Annotated in this window: 28 protein-coding genes; 12 read left to right on the forward strand and 16 right to left on the reverse strand. The window is 43.1% G+C overall.

Features of this window, described 5'->3' with window-relative positions; all coding sequences use genetic code 11:
- The first annotated feature begins 52 nt into the window (after positions 1-52).
- Together DWX59_RS00950 and DWX59_RS00955 are read left to right on the forward strand one after the other, a co-directional pair.
- Positions 53-442 carry a TnpV protein gene (locus tag DWX59_RS00950; protein ID WP_117553129.1) on the forward strand — a complete coding sequence of 130 codons (390 nt, stop codon included), beginning with the start codon at positions 53-55 and terminating at the stop codon, positions 440-442.
- Complete coding sequence (locus DWX59_RS00955) at positions 439-630, forward strand: hypothetical protein (protein WP_117553128.1); 192 nt, start codon at positions 439-441, stop codon at positions 628-630. The genes DWX59_RS00950 and DWX59_RS00955 overlap by 4 nt, the downstream gene beginning before the upstream one ends.
- A 62-nt stretch (positions 631-692) precedes the next feature.
- Here the strand turns inward: DWX59_RS00955 and DWX59_RS00960 are convergent, their stop codons facing one another.
- Positions 693-1,547: a helix-turn-helix domain-containing protein gene (locus DWX59_RS00960; protein WP_117553133.1), complete on the reverse strand. Its 855-nt coding sequence runs from the start codon at positions 1,545-1,547 to the stop codon at positions 693-695.
- Positions 1,548-1,924: 377 nt separating this feature from the next.
- On the opposite strand from DWX59_RS00960, the gene DWX59_RS00970 reads away from it, so the two are divergent.
- The 7 genes from DWX59_RS00970 to DWX59_RS01000 all read left to right on the forward strand — a co-directional run bounded on the left by DWX59_RS00970 (position 1,925) and on the right by DWX59_RS01000 (position 8,367).
- Positions 1,925-2,218, forward strand: coding sequence for a hypothetical protein (locus DWX59_RS00970; protein ID WP_117553127.1), 294 nt, complete (start codon positions 1,925-1,927; stop codon positions 2,216-2,218).
- A complete protein-coding gene (locus DWX59_RS00975) occupies positions 2,202-2,507 on the forward strand; it encodes a molecular chaperone (protein ID WP_117553126.1) in 306 nt (101 codons plus the stop codon). Before DWX59_RS00970 ends, DWX59_RS00975 begins: the two co-directional genes overlap by 17 nt.
- 413 nt (positions 2,508-2,920) lie before the next feature.
- Positions 2,921-4,150, forward strand: coding sequence for a plasmid recombination protein (locus DWX59_RS00980; protein WP_117553125.1), 1,230 nt, complete (start codon positions 2,921-2,923; stop codon positions 4,148-4,150).
- A gap of 39 nt (positions 4,151-4,189) precedes the next feature.
- Positions 4,190-4,816, forward strand: coding sequence for a CHC2 zinc finger domain-containing protein (locus tag DWX59_RS00985; protein WP_199679559.1), 627 nt, complete (start codon positions 4,190-4,192; stop codon positions 4,814-4,816).
- Between the two features lie 25 nt (positions 4,817-4,841).
- Positions 4,842-6,161 carry a virulence-associated E family protein gene (locus DWX59_RS00990; RefSeq protein WP_165870734.1) on the forward strand — a complete coding sequence of 440 codons (1,320 nt, stop codon included), beginning with the start codon at positions 4,842-4,844 and terminating at the stop codon, positions 6,159-6,161.
- 270 nt (positions 6,162-6,431) lie between these two features.
- Entirely contained in the window at positions 6,432-6,626 is a 195-nt protein-coding gene (locus DWX59_RS00995; protein ID WP_173827424.1) for a hypothetical protein, read from the forward strand.
- A 91-nt stretch (positions 6,627-6,717) separates the two neighbouring features.
- Positions 6,718-8,367, forward strand: a complete 1,650-nt coding sequence (locus DWX59_RS01000) for a recombinase family protein (RefSeq protein ID WP_117553123.1) — start codon at positions 6,718-6,720, stop codon at positions 8,365-8,367.
- Between the two features lie 67 nt (positions 8,368-8,434).
- Here the strand turns inward: DWX59_RS01000 and DWX59_RS01005 are convergent, their stop codons facing one another.
- On the reverse strand, positions 8,435-8,641 hold the full coding sequence (locus tag DWX59_RS01005; protein WP_117553122.1) for a ribbon-helix-helix protein, CopG family: 207 nt from the start codon (positions 8,639-8,641) through the stop codon (positions 8,435-8,437).
- A gap of 123 nt (positions 8,642-8,764) precedes the next feature.
- Here DWX59_RS01005 and DWX59_RS01010 point away from each other — a divergent pair, with 123 nt between their 5' ends.
- Complete coding sequence (locus tag DWX59_RS01010; protein WP_117553121.1) at positions 8,765-9,043, forward strand: DUF6809 family protein; 279 nt, start codon at positions 8,765-8,767, stop codon at positions 9,041-9,043.
- Between the two features lie 183 nt (positions 9,044-9,226).
- On the opposite strand, the gene DWX59_RS01015 is transcribed toward DWX59_RS01010, so the two are convergent.
- From DWX59_RS01015 to DWX59_RS01060, 10 genes are all read right to left on the reverse strand, one after another.
- Positions 9,227-9,706, reverse strand: a complete 480-nt coding sequence (locus DWX59_RS01015) for a murein transglycosylase (RefSeq protein WP_117553120.1) — start codon at positions 9,704-9,706, stop codon at positions 9,227-9,229.
- A 90-nt stretch (positions 9,707-9,796) separates the two neighbouring features.
- The gene (locus DWX59_RS01020) at positions 9,797-10,657 is read right to left on the reverse strand and encodes a restriction endonuclease subunit S (RefSeq protein WP_117555452.1); all 861 of its coding nucleotides are present in this window, start codon (positions 10,655-10,657) and stop codon (positions 9,797-9,799) included.
- Complete coding sequence (locus DWX59_RS01025; RefSeq protein WP_117555454.1) at positions 10,654-11,385, reverse strand: hypothetical protein; 732 nt, start codon at positions 11,383-11,385, stop codon at positions 10,654-10,656. Before DWX59_RS01025 ends, DWX59_RS01020 begins: the two co-directional genes overlap by 4 nt.
- On the reverse strand, positions 11,382-13,112 hold the full coding sequence (locus DWX59_RS01030; protein ID WP_117555456.1) for a type I restriction-modification system subunit M: 1,731 nt from the start codon (positions 13,110-13,112) through the stop codon (positions 11,382-11,384). Before DWX59_RS01030 ends, DWX59_RS01025 begins: the two co-directional genes overlap by 4 nt.
- Positions 13,109-13,384 carry a helix-turn-helix domain-containing protein gene (locus tag DWX59_RS01035; RefSeq protein ID WP_235844836.1) on the reverse strand — a complete coding sequence of 92 codons (276 nt, stop codon included), beginning with the start codon at positions 13,382-13,384 and terminating at the stop codon, positions 13,109-13,111. The genes DWX59_RS01030 and DWX59_RS01035 overlap by 4 nt, the downstream gene beginning before the upstream one ends.
- A gap of 99 nt (positions 13,385-13,483) precedes the next feature.
- A complete protein-coding gene (locus tag DWX59_RS01040; RefSeq protein WP_353626739.1) occupies positions 13,484-14,005 on the reverse strand; it encodes a TnpV protein in 522 nt (173 codons plus the stop codon).
- Between the two features lie 64 nt (positions 14,006-14,069).
- Positions 14,070-14,903, reverse strand: coding sequence for an ATP-binding protein (locus DWX59_RS01045; RefSeq protein ID WP_117555460.1), 834 nt, complete (start codon positions 14,901-14,903; stop codon positions 14,070-14,072).
- Complete coding sequence (locus DWX59_RS01050; RefSeq protein WP_117555462.1) at positions 14,900-15,607, reverse strand: replication initiator protein A; 708 nt, start codon at positions 15,605-15,607, stop codon at positions 14,900-14,902. The genes DWX59_RS01045 and DWX59_RS01050 overlap by 4 nt, the downstream gene beginning before the upstream one ends.
- A 23-nt stretch (positions 15,608-15,630) precedes the next feature.
- Positions 15,631-15,966, reverse strand: a complete 336-nt coding sequence (locus tag DWX59_RS01055) for a plasmid mobilization protein (protein WP_117555464.1) — start codon at positions 15,964-15,966, stop codon at positions 15,631-15,633.
- Position 15,967: 1 nt separating this feature from the next.
- Complete coding sequence (locus tag DWX59_RS01060; RefSeq protein WP_117555466.1) at positions 15,968-17,053, reverse strand: site-specific integrase; 1,086 nt, start codon at positions 17,051-17,053, stop codon at positions 15,968-15,970.
- A 384-nt stretch (positions 17,054-17,437) separates the two neighbouring features.
- On the opposite strand from DWX59_RS01060, the gene DWX59_RS01070 reads away from it, so the two are divergent.
- The gene (locus tag DWX59_RS01070; protein ID WP_117555470.1) at positions 17,438-17,953 is read left to right on the forward strand and encodes a helix-turn-helix domain-containing protein; all 516 of its coding nucleotides are present in this window, start codon (positions 17,438-17,440) and stop codon (positions 17,951-17,953) included.
- A gap of 385 nt (positions 17,954-18,338) precedes the next feature.
- Here DWX59_RS01070 and DWX59_RS01075 read toward each other — a convergent pair whose 3' ends face one another.
- The 4 genes from DWX59_RS01075 to DWX59_RS01090 form a co-directional block, all read right to left on the reverse strand.
- A complete protein-coding gene (locus DWX59_RS01075) occupies positions 18,339-18,968 on the reverse strand; it encodes a dual OB domain-containing protein (RefSeq protein WP_117555472.1) in 630 nt (209 codons plus the stop codon).
- A gap of 12 nt (positions 18,969-18,980) precedes the next feature.
- Positions 18,981-19,421 (reverse strand): DUF488 domain-containing protein, encoded by a 441-nt coding sequence (locus tag DWX59_RS01080; RefSeq protein WP_117555474.1) that lies wholly within the window; start codon positions 19,419-19,421, stop codon positions 18,981-18,983.
- A 9-nt stretch (positions 19,422-19,430) separates the two neighbouring features.
- The gene (locus DWX59_RS01085) at positions 19,431-20,060 is read right to left on the reverse strand and encodes a DUF488 domain-containing protein (protein ID WP_117555476.1); all 630 of its coding nucleotides are present in this window, start codon (positions 20,058-20,060) and stop codon (positions 19,431-19,433) included.
- Between the two features lie 162 nt (positions 20,061-20,222).
- Entirely contained in the window at positions 20,223-20,471 is a 249-nt protein-coding gene (locus tag DWX59_RS01090; protein ID WP_117555478.1) for a helix-turn-helix domain-containing protein, read from the reverse strand.
- A 120-nt stretch (positions 20,472-20,591) separates the two neighbouring features.
- Here DWX59_RS01090 and DWX59_RS01095 point away from each other — a divergent pair, with 120 nt between their 5' ends.
- Positions 20,592-20,888 carry a DUF6809 family protein gene (locus DWX59_RS01095; RefSeq protein WP_117555480.1) on the forward strand — a complete coding sequence of 99 codons (297 nt, stop codon included), beginning with the start codon at positions 20,592-20,594 and terminating at the stop codon, positions 20,886-20,888.
- The last annotated feature ends 84 nt before the right edge of the window (positions 20,889-20,972 follow it).

Raw genomic sequence — 20,972 nt, forward strand, 5'->3', positions numbered from 1 at the left:
GACAGGGACACGATCAACTGGATTCTGAAAATTGAATACAGGAGGTCGTCACATGGAAAAACTACCCAAAAGAATCACGGAGAACGGCATAGATTATGTTCTCGCCGGTGACTACTATATCCCCGCTTTACGGCTGACGGAGGAATCCCGCCCTATCGGGCGCTGGGGACGGCTGCACAAAGCCTATCTGGAAGAAGCCCGCCCCGCCCTCTATTTAAGCCTTTTGCTTTCGGGAAATCTTTGGACGTATCTTGCTGACCTGAACGAACAGGCGCAGGAACGCTTGGAGCTAATTATCATACAGATGAAAGCTGCGGAGGGCGTGACGGAAGCATTAAAAGCCAGTGACCAGCTTGCATGGGTGCAGCACATGAACAGCATACGGAACCGGGCGGAGGAAATTATCTTATCGGAACTTGTGTACGGAAAGGAGCCGCTATGAAATACCGCATTGAGCGCATGGAAGGTCAGCATTGCCACTTTGTAAACGGCAGGACGGAGCTTCTCGCCTACTTGGAGCAGGCGCCGGCGGGGACGGTTACGGACATCCGCAAGGTTTACCAAAACGGCGTCACCGATTCCGTGATGGAAATATATCTGCCATATATCAGGGGCAGGAAATCCTTTTAACCATAAAATAAAAAATCTTCACATTGAAAGCCATTCACCGGTCAATCCGGCGGGTGGCTTTTTTATCGCCGCTTCCTGCCGCCGTTCCATGTGGGCGGGATAGGGCTGCCCTTCCCCCGCATACTCTGGAACTTCCTTGCGTGTTTGGATTTCCCCAGAATCCCTAAAAAAGAGGTAAATTCCTCAGAGGTTATCTTATCATAAGGGATTTCCATCTGGTCGCAGAATACCTGAATAAAGGCTTCTTCTCCGCTGGTTCCTGTCTGGATAAGCTGTGCAAACTTCCTCTGTATCTCCGCTACCGTGGGCTGCCGTTCATCGGCGGTTGTGGTGTCGCTTGTGTGCGCCGTCTGGATGTCCTTTACAATCCGGTCAAGGTCTTTGTGGACGATGTGGTTGAAATAATCGTCACTGTCCACCTGTGCCACTTCAAGGGTACGCATATAAAGGTCATCCTCCCCCGGCGCATAGGTTTCCATGACCGTCTGGCGGGCTGCTTCTAAGTCCATGTTGAGCTGGTTGACACGCATACCGGCGATGCGGTCAACGATGATAGTAATGTCTGTCAGGAGCCGTGGAAAATCCTCATGGGTGGCAATCTCGCAGAGCAGCCGGTTGTTGATTCTTCCGCTTTTTAAAAGCTCTATCATGCTGTCGTTTAAGTGCAGCGACTGGACTTCTATGTTCGGGATCTCCTTGTTTTCCGTCAGCCCCATCAGGTAATCGGCAGACACGCCGTAAAAATCAGCCAGCGTTGCAATGGCAAACGGGCTGATGTCCTTATAACCGTCTCCCTCGTATTTTGCAAGGGCAGACCGGGACAGTCCGGTTTCATTTGCAAGCTGCTCTAAGGTCAGGTGCTTGTCTACCACCCTTAAATCCTTTAGCCGTTCCGGTATGGATAGCTTCACATACATAAAAATCAATCCCCTTTCTTCTTTAAAATCCGCTGATACAAGGATTATACCACGATTTCCATAAGCGTGGAAATATCCGGTTTCTGCGGATTTTTCCATCGTCTTGGACATACGGGGAAAGCCGCTTTTTTTCGATAAGATGGAGAGGTCAGAAGGAACATTGAAAACAGAATGACCGGCTGCAAGCGGATATGGCTCTGGGGGAAGTGCCGCCATGACAGGAGCGCACCAACAGGGACGATACGCCGGGAGAGAACCTCCGGGCAGGAACGGCTTGCAGGAAAACGGCAAATGAAACTGGTTGACACAAAAGGGAATCCGGGAGACGGATGCCCTTTCACACCGGGGCAAAAGCCCCAGAAAGAATGAGGTGCAGAATGAAATTAAATATCAAAGAAAAGAAGGCGTTGTATGTGTTTGGCTGCCCCAGCCATAAAAACACGGTGACACGGTTTAAGCTGCTGGTTTCACTGACGGTTGACCCGGAAGCGAAGCACTGGCTTTTGGGGCTTACACGCAAAATTGAGCAGGAAGCCGGTGAAGAATGGTTCCCCGATTTTTACCGCCACCTCCGCATGGAAATGGACGGTTACTTCCGCTGCAAACGCTGCCTGCGGGTCGTGGAAGCCAGCACTGATTATGAGGAGGGAATGTATGAGGAAGCCGTCTAAGTATGAGAAGGAAACGATTGTGAATTTCAACGAAGCCGAACAGGAAGCCACCATTTATACATTCAATGCGGATTTAAAGCGGCGGCTGGCGGAGTTCTCCCAAAAATATCCGCTCCTGTGCCGCATGGAAAGAGCCACGCCGGAAGGAAGCGTGACCTATGTTCTGGATAAATCCCGTCTGTCCATCCGGCTGGTGCCGCCATACAGTGAAGAACGGCGGGCGGCGGCAAGGGCTTATGCAAAGGAACATGGCTTCCAGCCCGTAACAGTAGGAAAGAAAACAGCATGATTTGGGAGCGTTTTCGGTCAAAACAGCGGGTGTGGAACCGGCGTTTTTCCTGCGGGATGATTAGCCGGTATCAGACATCAGGAAAGCCCCGGACGGCGAAAATGCCCGTTCCGGGGGCATTTTCCGGGCTGTCATGCGGCGGCGGGTTAAGGGCGGCAAGCCCTTATCGGGTCAAGGGCGAAGCGCCTTGGCAGGTTGAGGGCGGCAGCCCCATCGGGTCAAGGGCGAAGCGCCTTGGCGGGTTGAGGGCGGCAAGCCCCATCGGGTCAAGGGTGAAACGCCTTGCCCAGCTAGAGTTGATGCTTGCGTCAACTCGTACTGGGTATTACCTGACGCAAAATCACTCAGGTTCGGCAGCTTCGCAGCCCTCCCCCTCACGGGGGAAATCTTCAAACAGGAAGGAGGATGCAAACTTGAAACTGACACGGCACAATGGGCGTTCCGGCAAGAACGGCACTTATAATCCCCGCCACAATGACCGGCGCTTCGATGTGGGAAACAGCGAGCATATTGATTCGGAACGGGCAAAGAAAAATATCTATTGGGACTGTTACCGGGGCTACACGACAGCCGGGAGCCGGGAGGATTCCTCCCAGCCGGATTGCAGCTTTGAACAGGTTGAGCGGATGTATTACACGGAGCATTATTCCGATTTTGTGGATGCCCAGAACGCAAGGAATGAAAAGACCCGGCACACGGAGCGCAACCGCACTGTGGGCGATTTGTTAAAGAACAGCAAGACCTGCCCGGAGGAAACCATCTACCAGATTGGGACGGTGGAGGAATCCGTCCCGCCAGAGGTGTTATTTCAGATTGTAAATGAATTTTACGGGGAGTTTGAGCGGCGTTTCGGCGCTCATGTCCATCTCCTCAACTGGGCGCTTCATCTGGATGAGGGTACGCCCCATATCCACGAACGCCATGTATTCGACTGCCAGAACCGGTACGGCGAATTATGTCCCCAGCAGGAAAAGGCGCTGGAGGAACTGGGGATTCCCCTGCCTGACCCGGATAAGCCAAAAGGCAAGCATAACAACCGCAAGCAGACCTTTGATTCCGTCTGCCGCACCATGCTCTTTGACATCAGCAGGCGGCATGGCGTCCATCTGGAGCAGGAGCCGTCCTATGGGGGACGGGAGTATCTGGAAAAGCAGGACTATATCCTGATGAAGCAGAAGGAAAAGCTGGCGGCGCAGGAGCAGAAGCTGGAAGAACTGACATTGAAAATTGAGGATGTGGAGACGCTTCTGGACGATGTTTCCGATGCCGCCTATGACAAGGCGGTGGAGGTCGTGGCGGATGCCGTCCGGCTGGAAACCCATAAGGAGGACATCCGGCTGGTGGAGGAATCGAAAAAGTGGGTTCTTTCCCCGGAACGGAAAGCCCCGCAAAAAGAGCGGGAATACGCCGCTGCCCGTCTGGATGGGGTGATTGGGAAAATAAAAAATACGATGCAGACCGCCTTTGCCAAAATCCAAAAAGCGCTTATGCAGCCGGAAACCAAACGGGCAGGCAAGGAAAGAATCAAGGAAAAAGCAAGGGAATCCATCCGGGAGCAGCTAAAAAAAGCGCAGGAGGAAATGGAAAGACGGGAAGATATGCGCCGCAGACCGGAACGGAAAAAGCCGGATATGGAACGGTAGGAGATTTTCCCCTTATGGAGATTGGAAGGAGGATTGCGTTTGGATGTATTTGAAGCGGTAAAGCAGGCTGTCACCACAAGGCAGGCTGCGGAGCATTATGGAATCCATGTAGGAAGGAACGGCATGGCGTGCTGCCCCTTCCACAAAGATAAAACGCCCAGCCTGAAAGCGGACAGACGCTTCCACTGCTTCGGCTGTCAGGCAGACGGCGATGTGATTGATTTTGCGGCAAGGCTCTTTGACCTGTCCGGCGTGGAAGCGGCAAAACGGCTGGCTGCGGATTTTGGAATCCCCTATGACAACCGGGGCAGACCTTCGCCAAAGCCTGTAAAACGGAGCATACCGGCGGAGCTTCGCTTCTTGCAGGCGGAGCAGAAATGCTTCCGGGTGCTTAGCGATTATTACCATCTGCTGGGGAGATGGAGAACGGAACACGCCCCCAAATCGCCGGGGGACGCATGGCACCCGCTGTTTGTAGAAGCCTTGCAGAAACAGGAGTATATAGGGTATCTGCTGGACACGCTGCTTACCGGCGGGGCGGAGGAAAAAGCCGATATTATCATCGGGCATGGGAAGGAGGTGGAACTGATTGGAAAAAGAATATCAGAGCTTACCGGCAGCCACAAGGAATGCACTGCAAGCCGCAGCCGACAGCCTTGTCGGTGACAAAACGGTATCCGAAGTCCGGGATATGCTGGAAGTGACCCAGAAGGGGCAGACTGCAAACACGCCGGGGAACTACCGGACAGTGTTCCTCCATGACCCGCTCTTAAAAGGGGCGTTCAGCAACAACTTACTGACCGATCAGGTGGATATTGTGAAGCCCCTCGGCTGGTATCGGGACGGGAACCGGCTGACGGATGTGGACATCCAGTATCTGGTTTTGTATCTGGAAGAACACTATGGACTGACATCGGAAAAGCGGATTGAAGGGGCAATCAAGGTCGCCGCCAATGAATACCGCTACCATCCCATCCGGGATTATTTAAACAGCCTTTCATGGGACGGGACAGAGCGGGTGCGCTTCGCTTTACACCGGTTCCTCGGCGCAGAGATAAGCGATTATAACTATGAGGTTCTCCTGCTGTTCATGCTGGGAGCTATCACACGGGTATTCAAGCCCGGCACAAAGTTTGAGGTCATGCTCTGTCTGGTGGGCGGTCAGGGAGCCGGAAAATCCACCTTTTTCCGGTTCCTTGCCGTCCGGGACGAGTGGTTCTCCGATGATTTACGCAGGCTCGATGATGATAATATCTACCGCAAGCTGCAAGGACACTGGATTATTGAAATGTCAGAAATGATTGCTACCGCAAACGCAAAGAGCATTGAGGACATCAAGGCTTTTTTAAGCCGCCAGAAGGAAACCTATAAGGCTCCTTATGAAGTCCATCCGAAAGACCATAAGCGCCAGTGCGTCTTTGCCGGTACTTCCAACACGCCGGATTTCCTGCCCCTTGACCGTACCGGCAACCGCCGGTTTCTGCCTGTTCTGGTGCAGGCGGAAACAGCAGAGGTTCACATTTTGGAGGATGAACCGGCTTCGAGGGCTTATGTCAGCCAGATGTGGGCGGAGGTCATGGAGGTGTACCGGCGGGGAGAAGGGAAGCTGAAACTAAGCGCAGGCATGGAACGGTATCTGAAAGAACATCAGAAATTATTCATGCCGGAGGACACGTTTGCCGCCCGGATTTTAAACTTCCTTGACGGATATGGAGGAAAGATGGTCTGCTCCCTGCAAATCTACTATGAAGGGCTGGGGCATCCGTCCTATGAGGAACCGAAACAGTATGAAATCCGGGACATCAATTCCGTGATGAAGAATTATGCGGCAGGCTGGAAAGCTTTTGAAAATCCCAGACATTTTCCTGCCCCTTACCACCGGCAGAAAGGATGGGAACGGGCAGCGCCTGACAACGGAGGTCAGGAAAAATCCGGTTTCCAGTTTTTACCGGAACAGGAAGCCGTCCAGCTTGGGCTGCCGGAGGAATGGCTGCAAGGGGAAAAGGCGTAGCCGGTTGTCAGCCGGTTGCCGCCCCCGTTGTCAGCCCCGTTGTCAGGGGGAGAGCCTGCAAACGGCTTATTTTAAGGATTTTTCCCTGCTGACAACGAAAGCAACGAAAAAATCAGAAAAAAAGAAATCAGGAAAGGAAACGGTATGCCGGGGATTGTGTACGGGGTTTTTAAACGCCCGTTGTCAGACTTCGTTGTCAGGCTCCCACCCAACCGGCAGACCGCACGCAGCACCCGGACGGCAACGCTCCGGGTTATTTTATGGAGGTAAATGCCTATGGCAGAAACAAAGCAGAGCAGCTATCCGGCAAAGGCGCCGGAACCGGAACGGAAGCGCAGGGGCGTCCGGTTCATCGTCTCCCGTGAGTTTGCAGGCAGCCAAACCATGCAGCAAGCCTTTGAGCAGCTTATTGAGCGGCAGACCTGTGAACGGTTTGAGGAATGGATGGGGCAAAAAGCCAGTTAAAAGGCTAAAATCCGGCGAAAAACAGTTGAAAGGACGGCGGGGGCATGGTACTATAATAGTATCGTGTCCCTGTTCGTAGAAGGAGAACACTATGAACAGGAATAAAAAAATAGTCAAAAAAGTAACCGCCCTCTATTGCAGGATTTCCCTTGACGATGGCAACGCAAACGAGAGCATGAGCATTTCCAACCAAAAGCTCCTGCTCAAAGATTATGCTGAAAAGAACGGTCTGCTCCCCTATGAATACTATGTGGACGATGGCTACACGGGGCGTAATTTCAACCGCCCTTCGTTTAAACGCATGATTGCCGACATCGAAGCCGGGAAGGTTGGCTGCGTCATTACCAAAGACCTTTCAAGGCTTGGCAGAAACTATATTGAAGCGGGCGGCTATATCGAAGTCTTTTTCCCAAAACACAATGTAAGATATATTGCCGTCACGGACGGCGTGGACAGCCTGACCCGTCAGGAAATGGACATCACGCCCTTTAAAAATATCCTGAATGATATGTATAGCCGGGATATTTCCAAAAAGGTGCTGGCTGGACGCATGACCCGCTCCCGTCAGGGAAAGTTTTGCGGAGGTCAGCCGCCCCTCGGTCTGATGCGTGATCCGGCTGACCGGGGGCATCTGGTGCTTGACCCTCAGACCGCCCCCACAATCCGAAAGATATATGACCTTGCTTTAAACGGCTGGGGCTGTATGCGGATTGCAAAGCAGCTCATGGAGGAAAAAATCCCTATCACACGGGTAAAAAGCAATACGGCTTGTGATGTCAATTATTATTCGTGGGGGAGCGCAAGAATCAGCCATATCCTGCGGAATCCTTTTTATAAGGGCGCACATCTGGTTTGCCGGACACACCAAAAAGGAATCCGCTCCGGCACTGTGGACACCATCCCCCGCAAGGATTGGGAGGTCATAGAGGACTGCCATGAAGCCATTGTAAGCCCGGAAGATTGGGAGAAGGTACAGGAACTGATTGACCGCCGCCCTCCTATCATGCAGGGGAACGCCTGCCCCTTTTACAACCTGTTCCACGGTATGGTTTACTGCGCTACCTGCGGCAAATCCATGCAGGCACGCTATGAAAAGGTCGGAAGGACAGGGAAGAACCGGTTTACCGGTAAGGAACGGGAACCGATTGACAAGGCGTATTATATCTGCCAGACCTATAACCGGCTGGGGAAGGATGCCTGCACCAGCCACAAGATAGAAGCAAGGGACTTGTATAACCTTGTGTTGAAGGATATTCAGGAATTGGCGGAAATGGCGCTGAAGGATGCAGACGCTTTCTACCGGCGGCTGTGCAGCCGCATGGAACGGAGGTATTTGTCGGACGCTTCCGAAATGGAGAAGGAACGGGAACGGCTGGAAAAGCGGAATCAGGAGATTGACGAAATGTTTTTAAATCTCTACACCGACAAGGCAAAAGGAATCCTGTCAGAACAGCGTTTTTTAAAGCTGACGGCGGCGATGGAAAAGGAGCAGGAGGAAAACCAGAGCCGCATAAAGGATTTATCCCTTCTCCTGCACCGTTCCAACGAACAGGAAAACGATGTACGAAGCTTTATCCGGGAAATCCGCCGGTACGCAGCGATTCAGGAACTGGATGAAACTGTCCTGAACCGCCTTATCAGCCGGATTCTGGTAGGCGAGATAAACAAGGTTGATGGCGAAAAGGTTCAGGAAGTCAAAATCATCTATAACTTTGTCGGGGAAATACCGGCGGCGCAATAATGACAGCAGCCCTTCTTCCATTCCGGGAGAAGGGTCTTTTTTTCGGGCATGGAAAAAGCCGGGGCTTTTATTCTCCGGCTTCCGGGATAAATTCCAGATGTTCCAACGCATAGCGCAGAGCCATGCACATAAGTTCATTGCGGGAGCGGTCGCTTTTAGCTGACAGTTTATCAAATTCCTCCTGCAATTCCCTGTCTATCCGAAGCGTCATCACTACGGATTTATCTTCCTTTCTGTCCGGCTTCTTCTGCCTTACCACAAACTTATCCGCCATGTTACACCTCCGTATTACAAATATGCAATCATTATAGACGATTTTTCTTGACTTTTATATATCACATGATAGAATACAAATATGTAATACAAAACTATAATACAAAACAAGGAGGATGGACAAATGAAAAGTGTACTGGAACAGCTTTATGACGGGGAAATCTACCCAGCCGAACAGGTCAATGTCAGGACGGAAGGATACCAGAAAATGCGCCGGGAGCATTACAGCCACTATGAGGATTTCATCGAACAGCTAAAAGCATTTAACCCGCCGCTTAGCGAACGCTTTATAGAGATTATGGACGAGCAGCTTGACGCACTCCCGCTTGAGACAGCAGAAACCTTTATTTTCGGTTTCCGGCTTGGGGCAAAGATTATATTGGAAGTGCTTGAGGACAGGTAAAAGAAATGAGGAAGGCAGCCGTGGGCGGGAAGCGGCTGCCTTTCCTGTCTGTAATAAAAAATATTTCAAAGCCGGGAGTAATGGATTCTTTATTCCGGTATAAATAATTCTTCCACTGTAACGTGTAATTCCCTTGCAAGATTCAATGTTACGATTTTTTTATAATCTCTTCCCGGATTGTTTTTAATTATCCAGAATCATTTTTTCATCAATCTTAGAAAAAATAAAAGGAATACTGTATTTATATTGTTTGCCGTTATCATAATCAGATAATGTCAGGGTAATTGTATCTTCTCTTATTTTTTCATCTTTAGGAACTGTATAAGTAAAAGACATAGCGGATAAATCGGATATTGTTCCATTTGCCGCAGAAACAGTATAATCCCAATTTTCTATGTCCGCAGTAATAATTACAGTTGTTTCTTTTTCTTTTCCCATTTCTAAAGTGGGTTTATCGATTTGCACTTTAAATGGCGAAGATGCCAATGTATCTTCAGTTATTTCAACAGTCTCGCTATTGTTTATGTTTTCTGTAGTTACTTTTGGTTCTTGAATAGATTCAGTGTTTTCTCCATTCGCGTTTGTATCTAAAGTATTTTGGGAACACGCACAAAAAAACAAGGAGCATAATGTCAATATTGCCACCGCTTTATTTACTTTCATATTCGTCCTCCTGAAATCAAATGTTTTTCAATCCTACAAAGATTTTACTTTATTGGAGCATATCTGGTTGTTGAAATAAGTTTAACATATCTATGAACAATCTACAACGTATTTCCTCTTACATGCGAAAAAACCGAATTTACCACTTGACAAGATAGCAAAGATATTATTTCCGTTGATGAAGTAAGCACTTCCGTTTTCATCATAATTCGGTGTTGTATGAATTCCATCACCGATTGCTTGTGATAGATACTTGAATTTTGATACAGTCCAATGAGCCGGTATTTTTCCAATAAATTCTATTCCACTATCTTTCATTTCAACATCCAGGTTCAATCCCTTTGTGACCGCTTCTGTGATAACGGATAATTTGTATGCTTTCAACTTTTCAATTACTGCTTGCTGTTTCTCAATGATTGCATCAATCTTGGCACACTTGCTATCAAGATAATCTGCTATAAGAAGTTGCTCGGCATAACTAGGTAGAACAACCGGTAAAGTAGAAAAATCCTCATAATTCAGAGTGTATCTGATGTTCTTAGCATAGTGATTGAACTTTCTGCCATCAGATATATACCTAAACCAATAATCAGCATATTGTGGAACCATATTAGAGCGACATGTCATCAATTTATATGCTGGCGATATCATTCCCTCAAATGGACTTATTCCAGAAAAAACTGCTGATACATCTAAATCAAACAAGCACATGACAATATCATTTTTCTTTACGAATTGATAAGTGTCAAAACTTTCAGGGAGTTTCCCCTCTGGATTGTTAATGTCTTTTTTCTTGACACCACGAGTTGTCAAAGAAAGTAATTGCGTCGTAGCAGATTTACTTCCAACCAGTTCCTTGTTGCAGGAGAATACATTTTTATTTCTAGTAATACTCCATGATACTGGTATCTCTCCAATGTAAGATACTCCACTGTCTTTCATTTTTCTCATCGTGTACCTCCAAAAGAACTATATGCCATTGCAAAACTTTCTTTAATATTCTCTGTACTCCATTTGTAATTAAAGAAAGATTCATATTGTTCTTTTTCTGATATCCACCATGATGTATCGCCGTTCCAATTTGTATTAGAAATAATTATTCTTAGTTGTTCAGTTGAATCATTTATAAATTTCTCAGCTAAATAGCCACCAGAATTATGGTAAAATGCTCCCCAATCAGTAATGTATCTATCAAAATAAGATCTTTCATTCTTTTCCGGCAAATCATATTCCGAAATATAATCTTTAAGAATCGGGTCAGAAGCACAATTGCGAAGAATAATTGGCAAAAGATAATGTGCTGATTTATTCCTAATATTTTTTGTTATAGCTCTCCACCAGTTTTCATCACACCCATTAAAAACAGGATTCTGAACAGCCTCATCAATTATATTAACCAAACTATTATACTTATCAATCTGCTGAACAGATTCGGGTCTAACCAACCCACATTCATCTTTATTTATTACTGCAAGACGTAATGTATGCTCCAGCAATGCACACATCGCCATAATTGAGCATTCATAATTTCCTACTAAAAATGAGTTTACACTTTCCATATGTAAACAATTTATAGAAGGCTCAATCCACGGAAGTGCTGACGGCATTTTTTCACTGTTGTGTGCCAAATGATGGAATAGATGACCTGCATAATCTGTGACTTTCCATACATTTATCATTGGTCAAACACCTCCTCAAGACTGCCTGACAGTTCTGTTTCCAAATCCATGATTTCTGCCATAATCTCTTGTGAAGGCTGTGGAGCTTGATACTTGTAAAAATAGCGTGTAAATGGGATTTCATATCCAACCTTAGATTTCTTTTCGTCAATCCATGCATCTGGTGCAAAAGGAAGCACCTCACGATTAAAGTATTCCTTAATATCCTCAGTCAATGGAACATTTTCTGTATCTCGTAAAGATGCATCTGGCTGCGCCTTACCTTTTTTCAAGATAGGCTTCCCAGCTTCATCGCATAGTGGTCTTTCAACAGTAATCTTTGTATAACCAAAATCAGCATTGTCATATATCTGGCTAATCTCATTCGCTACAAAATCTCCGTAAATCTGTGTTACTTCTGTAATCGCACTCTCAGGAATATCATTTCGTTTATTCCCCAGTGCCTTACGGCGTTTCTCAAACAATTCATTGGCATTGATTAACTGAACCTTGCCTTCACGCTTTGTACCTTCCTTTTTATTGGACAATACCCAAATGTAGGTAGCAATACCTGTGTTGTAGAAAATGTCGTTAGGAAGAGCAATGATAGCTTCCAAAAGGTCATTCTCCAAAATGTACTTTCTGATATCAGATGGTCCACTTCCTGCATCTCCAGTAAAGAGTGGCGAACCATTGTGAATGATTGCAATACGGCTTCCACCATCTTTCGGCTCTTTCATCTTTGAAATTGCAGTCATAAGGAACAGCATCTGTCCATCAGAAACTGCCGGAAGTCCAGCACCAAATCTACCGGCAAACCCTTTCTTAGCTTCTGCCTCTACTTTTGCTTTCTCGTTTTTCCATTCACGACCAAATGGTGGATTAGAAAGAATATAGTCAAAAGTCTGTCCGTCAAATTGGTCATCAGACAGTGTGTTTCCATCTTTGATAAATTCAGCATTATTACCTTTGATAAGCATATCTGCCTTACAGATAGCAAATGTCTGGTCGTTCAATTCCTGCCCGAATGCCATCAGCTCCGTAGCCTTATTCAACTCATGCAGATATTCTTCTGCAACGGATAACATACCACCAGTACCACAAGCTGGGTCATAAATGGTTTTTGCCACATTATTGCCGGAAAGAATATCACTGTCATCATAGAACAGAATATTTACCATCAATCGAATAACTTCTCTTGGGGTGTAATGCTGTCCTGCATCTTCATTATGTGACTCGGAAAATCTACGAATAATCTCTTCGAAAATATATCCCATTTCCAGATTGGAAATAACATCAGGGTGCAGGTTCGCTCTTGGCGACGTAAACTCCTTGATGACAATATAAAGAATCCCTTTATTTGCCATTGTGGTAATATGTCCATCAAACTTAAATTTCTCGATAATATCCTGAACATTGTCAGAGAATCCGTTCAGATAATCACGAAAATTCTCTTCAATATTATCTGGATCATCAAGCATTCTTTCAAATGTATACTTGCTTGTATTATAGAATGCGTGTCCGGATGCCTTACGAAGAAGAACATCTTTCATCGGAAGTTGTTTCACTTCTTCATATTTCTTCAGCACATAATCTTTGGTATCAGACAAAATGCAATCAAAACGTCTCATAACAGTAAGTGGGAGAATAACCTCACCATATTCGTGTGGCTTGTATACGCCAGTTAATTTATCTGCAATCGCCCAAATAAGGGCAGCCTTTTCACTTACATTTGAACTTAAACTCATTTTGAGTTCCCTCCATCTTCCAATTTATTTAATTCCATAATGTCATCCATCGTACAATTTAGTACATTACAAATTTTCGCAAGAGTCTCCACTCGGACATCTTCATTTCTTCCAAGCTTCGCCATTGCGTTTGTTGTAATCTTTGCCTTTTCGCAAAGTTGCGTTTTGTTTATCTTTTTATCAATCATTAATTTCCAAAGTTTGTCGTAGCAGACAGCCATGTTTTCTGCCTCCTTTTTGCTCGAGTTTAACATTGTTAACGTTATTCTCATTATACTCCCTTATTAAATATCATTCAAGATTATCTTGAAATATTCAAGACTCAAAAAGTAAAGAAAATGAGCCAGCATTTCTGCCAGCCCATCCATTCTTTAAGCATAAATCAATTCGAATTTTACAGTTTCTTCTGCCTGTGCTTTTATGGTATTCATATACTGCACCCACTTCATTTGCTCAGTCTTTTTATCCGGTGCAGGATTCTGTTCCTGATACTGCTGCATTAACAGCTCCACTCTCTTATTTGCAGTTTCATCTATCTCTTTCAGGTGAGGATATAGCGTTTCGCTCAGCACCATATCCTCATACATCATGGGATTATGGAGCTTTAAGAACGCCTTCCTCATCATTCCATACTTGCCAATCGGTCCGACAAGCTTGATTTGGACGTTCGGAATCAGATAGTCCCCTTGTTTCGTATACGTTAATTTGTTCTCCATGGTCGTTTTCTCCTTTATTTTCGTCATTTTTGAATTTTCTTGCTTTTCACTAATTGTCACAACTTGGCAAGCAGTGTAAACCGGTACCGGTTCACTCATTTTCGCAAATTTGCCTATCGGCTCATTTTGCAAAAATTGCTTGTTGGGGAAATCTCCCCAATCCCCATTGAACAACATCTGCGATGTTGGCTTGCAAGTCATTTTGACTTTTTTCTTAAAACGGTTTGCGTGTACTTTTTCATCAACTGCATAATAATTCTCTTGCCATTTTCATATTTTCTACCCGATTGATTTGTCGAATATTTTGATTATTTATCTTGAGTGGCATACAGCGTTCCAGCACTCTATCGTAGATTCGACTGTGTGCCAAATCTTTTGGATTTCTCAGCTCATCCAATGTCAGATTCGTTGTAACAATGAATGGTAGCTTGCTGCGATATCGACTATCTATGACATTGAAGATTTGCTCTAATGCAAATTCTGATGAATTACGCTCCATGCCTAAGTCATCAATAATCAAAAGCGGATACTGGTTGAAACTGTCGATATATTTATTCTTATCTTCAAATCCCATTGACCCTAATACATTTAAGATTCTTGCAAAGTTTGTCATCAACACTGGTATGCCTTTATCCAATAATGCGTTGGCAACGCATCCCGCAAAGAATGATTTTCCTGTTCCAACATTTCCCCACAGCAACAGCCCTGTGGATGAAGCTTTCATCTCACTCCAATGATTCACATATTTGTGTGCCATCTTCATTTCAGGATTGATGCCATTATCATTTGCAAAGGTATAATCACGCAATGCACTATCTTGCAGCCCTGCCGATTTCAATCGGGCGATTCTATTTAATTCTTCCCTGCGTCTCTGTTCCGCAAGCTCTGCTTCACGCTTTTCTCCCTGACACTCACAAATACAACTTGGATGAATTCCTCCGATAATAACTGTTGATTGTCTGGGCGTATGACACTTTTTGCAATAGAACAGACCAGTATCTTTGTCTAAATATTCATCCTCCAACATTTCTCTTGGTGTTAAGCGTATTCCTAAAATATCGTTAATATCTTTCATAGGCTGTCTCCTTCTGCACATTCATAAACTCGTTTCATAGGTGCTGTACTTTCTTTGTCCTTGGTTGCCCAAGAGCGAATGGTTGCTGCATGATTTTTATAACTCTTCCCTACAGATTCCATATAGGCAGATAGCCGTTCAATATAATCATCACTCGCCGGTATTTCTTCATGCAGTTCCCTAAGCTCATCCTCAGTCAGATAAACATTTTGATATTTACCTAACTTGTGTTTCTCTTTACTCCTTTGTTTTTGATGATTGTTTTTAATAGACTCTTTATTATTAGTGGAAAGTTTTCTTACCCCTTGAGAGTCAGTATTCTGTCCCTCTATAGGTAAGTTTTCTATACCTACTGGGGTAAGAATTCTTTCCTTCTGTTTTGGAATCTTTACATATATCCAATTCGGATTTCCAGAGCCTTGACGCATTCGCATTATCAATCCTTCTTCGGTCAATGCATTCAATGCTGTCTTGATTGTGATTTCACTTTTGCGAAGCGTGGCTGCCATATTCTTTATGGTATAGATGATATAGATGCGATTGTATTCATCTGCCCAGCCTTCATTTTGCATGGAGAGTCTGGCTCGATCCAGCAATATCACATAAAGCAATTTTGCCGTTTCATTCACATTGATGTCTAAGAGGAACTTTGGGAATACCATGTAGGGAGGAAAGCAGGTATTGCCTGTAATGTACTCTGTCACGAGTTCACCTCCGATACATTTTCTTATAATGCGGGTTTGTCATCCTCTTTCAATCCATTCATCGTCATATTGATTAAGCCAAGCACTTCTAACAACTCCGGCGATACTTCATCTGCCTTTGAAATTCGTTCCAGTTCTGAAAGCACCTTGTCGAGTTCTCTTTTCAGCATGATATATACCCTAGGATTGCCGTATACCGTCACCTCCTTATCCATAAGCTTCCTGATAATATAATCCTGTTTCGTGAGCCCTGAGAGCCGCACAGCAGCCTCAATGACCTCATCCTCTTGGGGTGATACTCGGAAAGCAACCGTTTTATTTCTCCAGCGACCTCTTTGATCCAATACTTTCGATGACATTTCATTTTCCTCCTTCTAGTCCGATTCGTTCTGTGTTGAGCGCTTGCACCATTTCATCCTGTTTTGATGGAAACAGATGTGCATAGCGATATGTTATTTTCTCCGACTCATGACCCACTCTGTCAGCGATTGCCAGTGCAGAGAATCCCATATCAATCAGCAATGATACATGGCTGTGTCTCAAGTCATGAATTCTGATTTTCTTTACGCCTGATGCCTTACATCCTCTTTCCATTTCGTGAAACAGATATTTCTTCGTTACTGGAAACAATCTATCCTTAGGTTCAAGGCTGTAATACATCTTCATGCAGTCCTGCATTTCTTCGACCAAGAAGTCCGGCATCTTAATGATTCGGTTACTTTTCTTGGTTTTAGGCGATGTGATGACATCTTTCTTTTTCAGCCTTTGATAAGATTTATTGATACGGATAGTCTGTGTATTGAAATCAAAATCTTCTGGCGTTAGAGCAAGCAGTTCTCCCTCTCGAATACCACACCAGTACAGCAGTTCAAATGCATAATAGGATAGTGGCTTGTCCATCATTTCTTCCGCAAATTTGAGGTACTCCTCCTTTGTCCAAAACAGCATTTCTTTACTTTCTTCTGTCCCCATTGTTCCTGCACGCTTGGCAGGATTGGAACTCATTTCGTAATAACGAATCGCATGATTGAAGATAGAACTGAGCTGTGCATGAATCGTTTTCAAGTAAGTCGGTGACAGGTGTTTCTCCTCCCCAATCTCAATCTGACGCATTGCATTTTGCCAATCCATCACATCCTTTGGTGTTATCTCTGACATTTTCCTCTTACCAAGATACGGCAATATCTTTTTTCTGATGATAGATTCCTTTGTAAGCCAAGTATTCAGCTTCAATTTCTCTTTTACATCCTGTTCATATAATTTACAGAACGATTCCATTGTCATATCAATATCAGCGTGTTTTTGTAATTGGAACTGCCTTTCCCACTCCTGTGCATCTCGCTTTGTTGTAAAACCTCGCTGGCACTTTTGCTTGTTTTTGCCTGTCCAATCGGTATATCGTGCCATCACATACCAGGTACCATTGTCTTGTTTATATACTGGCATTAGGTGTTCCTCCTCTCAAAATGCTTCGTTCCATAGAATTGCTCAAAGAAGTATTTACGATCAATCCTGCCTTTGATGATTGGTCCTTTATATCCTTCCTCTACCATTTGCTTGTTCAATTTCTGCACCAATTTATAGGCATAGGATTGTGATACTCCTAATAGCTCCGCTGCTTCATTCACTTTAATAAACATTGACTCCATTCACTTTCCTCACTTTCACTTTTACTATACTAATTTGTTTTGGTGTGTTTTTAGATTACTATACTTTTCTGTATTGGTCAATAGGTTTTCAAAAAAATATTTAATTTATTTGTTTAGATTATCTTGAATTATCTAAACATATTTGTTATACTAGAATGAATACAGGAAGGAGACTACCACTATGGCTATAGGAGAAAGAATACATTTTTTTCGTATTTTGCGTGGCATGACGCAGAAATACCTGGGTACCGTCATTGGCTTTGACGATAATTCAGCTGATGTTCGTATCGCTCAATACGAAACAGGTAAAAGAAAGCCGAAAGAACTATATCTAAATAAAATAGCTGAGAAATTGGGTGTCTCCCCGCAGGCTCTTGATGTTCCTAACATTGATAGCTACGAGGGGCTTATGCACACTCTTTTTGCCTTGGAAGATATATATGGTTTAAGGATCGATAAGCTGGATGATGAGCTATGCATCAGTATCAAGAAAGTAAATAATCCCGATTACAAGCAACTTAGAGAAAACTTTGACTCCTGGTATGAACAGGCAAACAAGCTACGCAATGAAAAGATTACAAAAGATGAATATGACGAGTGGCGTTACCACTACACGCAAAAAGATAATACAAGTGGCATTCACGCTTCTGTACCATCGCAGGCAATCAGTGACTTATTCTCTACACCGGAGAAATAGTCTCTATTGGCTTGCCAACTAACGCAAAAAAGGTCTTACTGAATTTTCACACTCAGTAAGACCTTTTCTTATGGAATTAAGCTTAACACCTGTAAACCATCTGTCTATATCAAAACAAATGTGTTTAGAAAAGTGTTATCAAATCGTTATCAACTCAACTAAAAAAGTCCCGAAAACCCAGTATTTATGCGGGTTTTCGGGACAGCAGTCCTTATTCGAATTCCTCGGCGGATAGCTTGAACTGGCTGTTGTCACCTGCATTTTGCTGAACTTATTATCTATATTCTTCAAAATTTGCTCTCATTTTTGTGCCAAATAAAATTTCTAGAGCCAAAATAGAGCCAATCACAACAACTAAATTTTGGTAGGCATACCATTATAAAATTTAAACATAAATTGCAGATATAAATTTATAGTATTTATTATTATAAGGTGTGCCAATACTAACAACTAGATAGGCTTCTTTAAATAAAGTTCCATCTGCTATCGAATAAAATCTATAATCTGTAACAGAAATATTTTCATATTTCTCAAACTGGTATGTAAAATCAGCCTTAGTTTTAGGACTTCCTCCCGGATTTGAAACCTGTTTTATTAATAGATTATTTACTTTTACTAATGTTAAAGAATATCCAAGTTGTCCTACTTTTTCATCTTTAATATAAGGATATTTATTTCCTAAAATATAATTTCTAATTTCTGTTGGATGAATTTTTAGAACATCTCCCATTGTAGCTTTTCCTATCAATTGTATATATTTTGATGTATCCATCTTAATATTCTCAGGTTGCAAAACGTCATTTACACTACCAATAATTGGTACTTTTATAACATCTAAAATTTCACATTCTTTTCCATCTTTATAAATTAAATCTTCTGCTCTCACCGCCCCATGCGAAACCAAATCTTCTGTTACCAATCTTACCCATTCACCAGAATAATAATTTATACCAGCAACACAATAGCCTGAAAACTTCGATGATTTAGTAAGAACTACTACTGTAACTTCCCCCATTATGTTTCCTCCTCATAAGTGAACTATATCTACATTTGCAACGCAATTTTTAAGCCTTTCTGCCAATAAGCGCCTATGGCAATTTTCTGCTGTTGCTTCCGAACACAACAATAAAATCTTATTAAATTCTGTATACTTCTTTACAAATACTTTTTCAACATTACGCTTTTCAATCAATAAATTATATTGTACAACATATTCTTCCCAAGTTATTTGTTGTTTTTTATAATCGTTCAATATCTCTTTAGTTGGTGCAAATATAATATTATGCTCATACTTACAATTACATATTTTGTTTAGAAAGAACTCCAAATCTCTACCTTTTGTAAATCCTGCTAATTGTGATTGATTATTCAAACGCACATCAATCAATAATTCTATTTCATTACTACTAACCAGTCCAAAAAATTGTTCTGCACTTTTTTGGGTAAATCCCATTGTAAAAATTTTCATAACCATCTCCTACATAACGAGAATTTTTTTAGTTTCATCAATATAATATCCAATTTCTCTATTCCTTTTTTTATAAGCTTCCATCAAATATTCTTGTTCGCTAATTTCTCTTCCACACGTAAATAATGACAGTTGCCCTCTATCCGGGAAATATTGTTGTAAAAGTCGTTCATTTAGTTGTTTTTGTGTCAATATACCTCCATTTGGTAAAATATGTTTGGCATAAATCATTTGCAACTCAAATGCTCTTGCCACCAAAATTGCCCTATGACAATCAATCGGCTCTTTTTCCGTACACATCAACGCAATTCTATGACCTTGATTTAAGCCTAAAATTACATTTTCTATTCCTTTATTAAAATCTCTCGATTTTCTTACTTTTTCAAAGTCCAAATACCCTTCATTATTATACAGGTCTATATTTTGCGGTCTTGCACCAAAATACTTTCCCATGAAAGTATATTTAATATTAGCAAACTCTAATTCTCTACTAATATTTTCTTTATTGTATTGCTCTGCATATTTAGAATATGGTGTACTCCTAACGTCAAGAAGATAATCAATATCATACCCCTTCAATAAACCAATAAAATATTTTATACCATATTGTGAGTGACCAATAGTAAATAAATCTCCCAAAATTTCACCACCTTTATAAGTATATCTTTTTATATAGTCTTATATCTTATTCAAAGAGTTCTAATAATAAAATTCATTATTCACAGACAAATATGTTTCGGTCTAAACTGTCGCAATTTCCAGCTTTTAGCTTTCCTTAATCATATTATACTATAATACCCCCTAATCATCTAGCAAATCCTGATAACTCACTCCCAAAACTTCCGCAATAATTTTCAACTCAATATCCGTCACAAACCGTTTGCCGCTCTCTATTCTCTGCACAGCATTTTTATCAATATCCAACCCTGCTCTTTGAAGCATATCCGCAAGTTTTCTTTGTGATGTTTTTTCTGGCAGCTTCTCCCTAATTCCCTTTATCCTCTGTCCACAGATATTGTTACCGCCGTCCCCTGCCTTATTCTTATACATAAAGTTCTCTCCCATTTGACATTTACTAATTGTCATTTATTCCATTATATGATAAACTAAGAAATAAGTTGACATTTAATAGATGTCAATATAAACATTTTAGAAAAGGAGACACTATTTATGAAAAGCGTATTACTTAGATTGTATGACGGTGAGATTTGCCCTGCCGAGCAATTCGGTCTTAAAACAGAGGAATATCGCTCCATGCGGCAAGCACAATACCAACACTATGAAGATTTTATTGAAAAACTAAAGTCTCTCGCCCCACCACTACACGAAAAATTCATTGACATCATGGACGAACAACTTGATACCGTCCCCCTTGAACTTTCTGGGTCATTCCTTGATGGCTTCCGTCTGGGCGCAAGAATGATGATTGAAGTGTATCAAAGCAATTACACAGACCTTGAAGAATAATTTCTCTGTCCGTAAATCGTCCATTTGACAGCCGAAACTTAGAGGGCGAAACAACTAATATCACGTTGTCCGCCCTCTCCATCA

The sequence above is a fragment of the Enterocloster aldenensis genome (genome assembly GCF_003434055.1).
In the GTDB taxonomy this organism is placed as follows: Bacteria; Bacillota; Clostridia; order Lachnospirales; family Lachnospiraceae; genus Enterocloster; species Enterocloster aldenensis.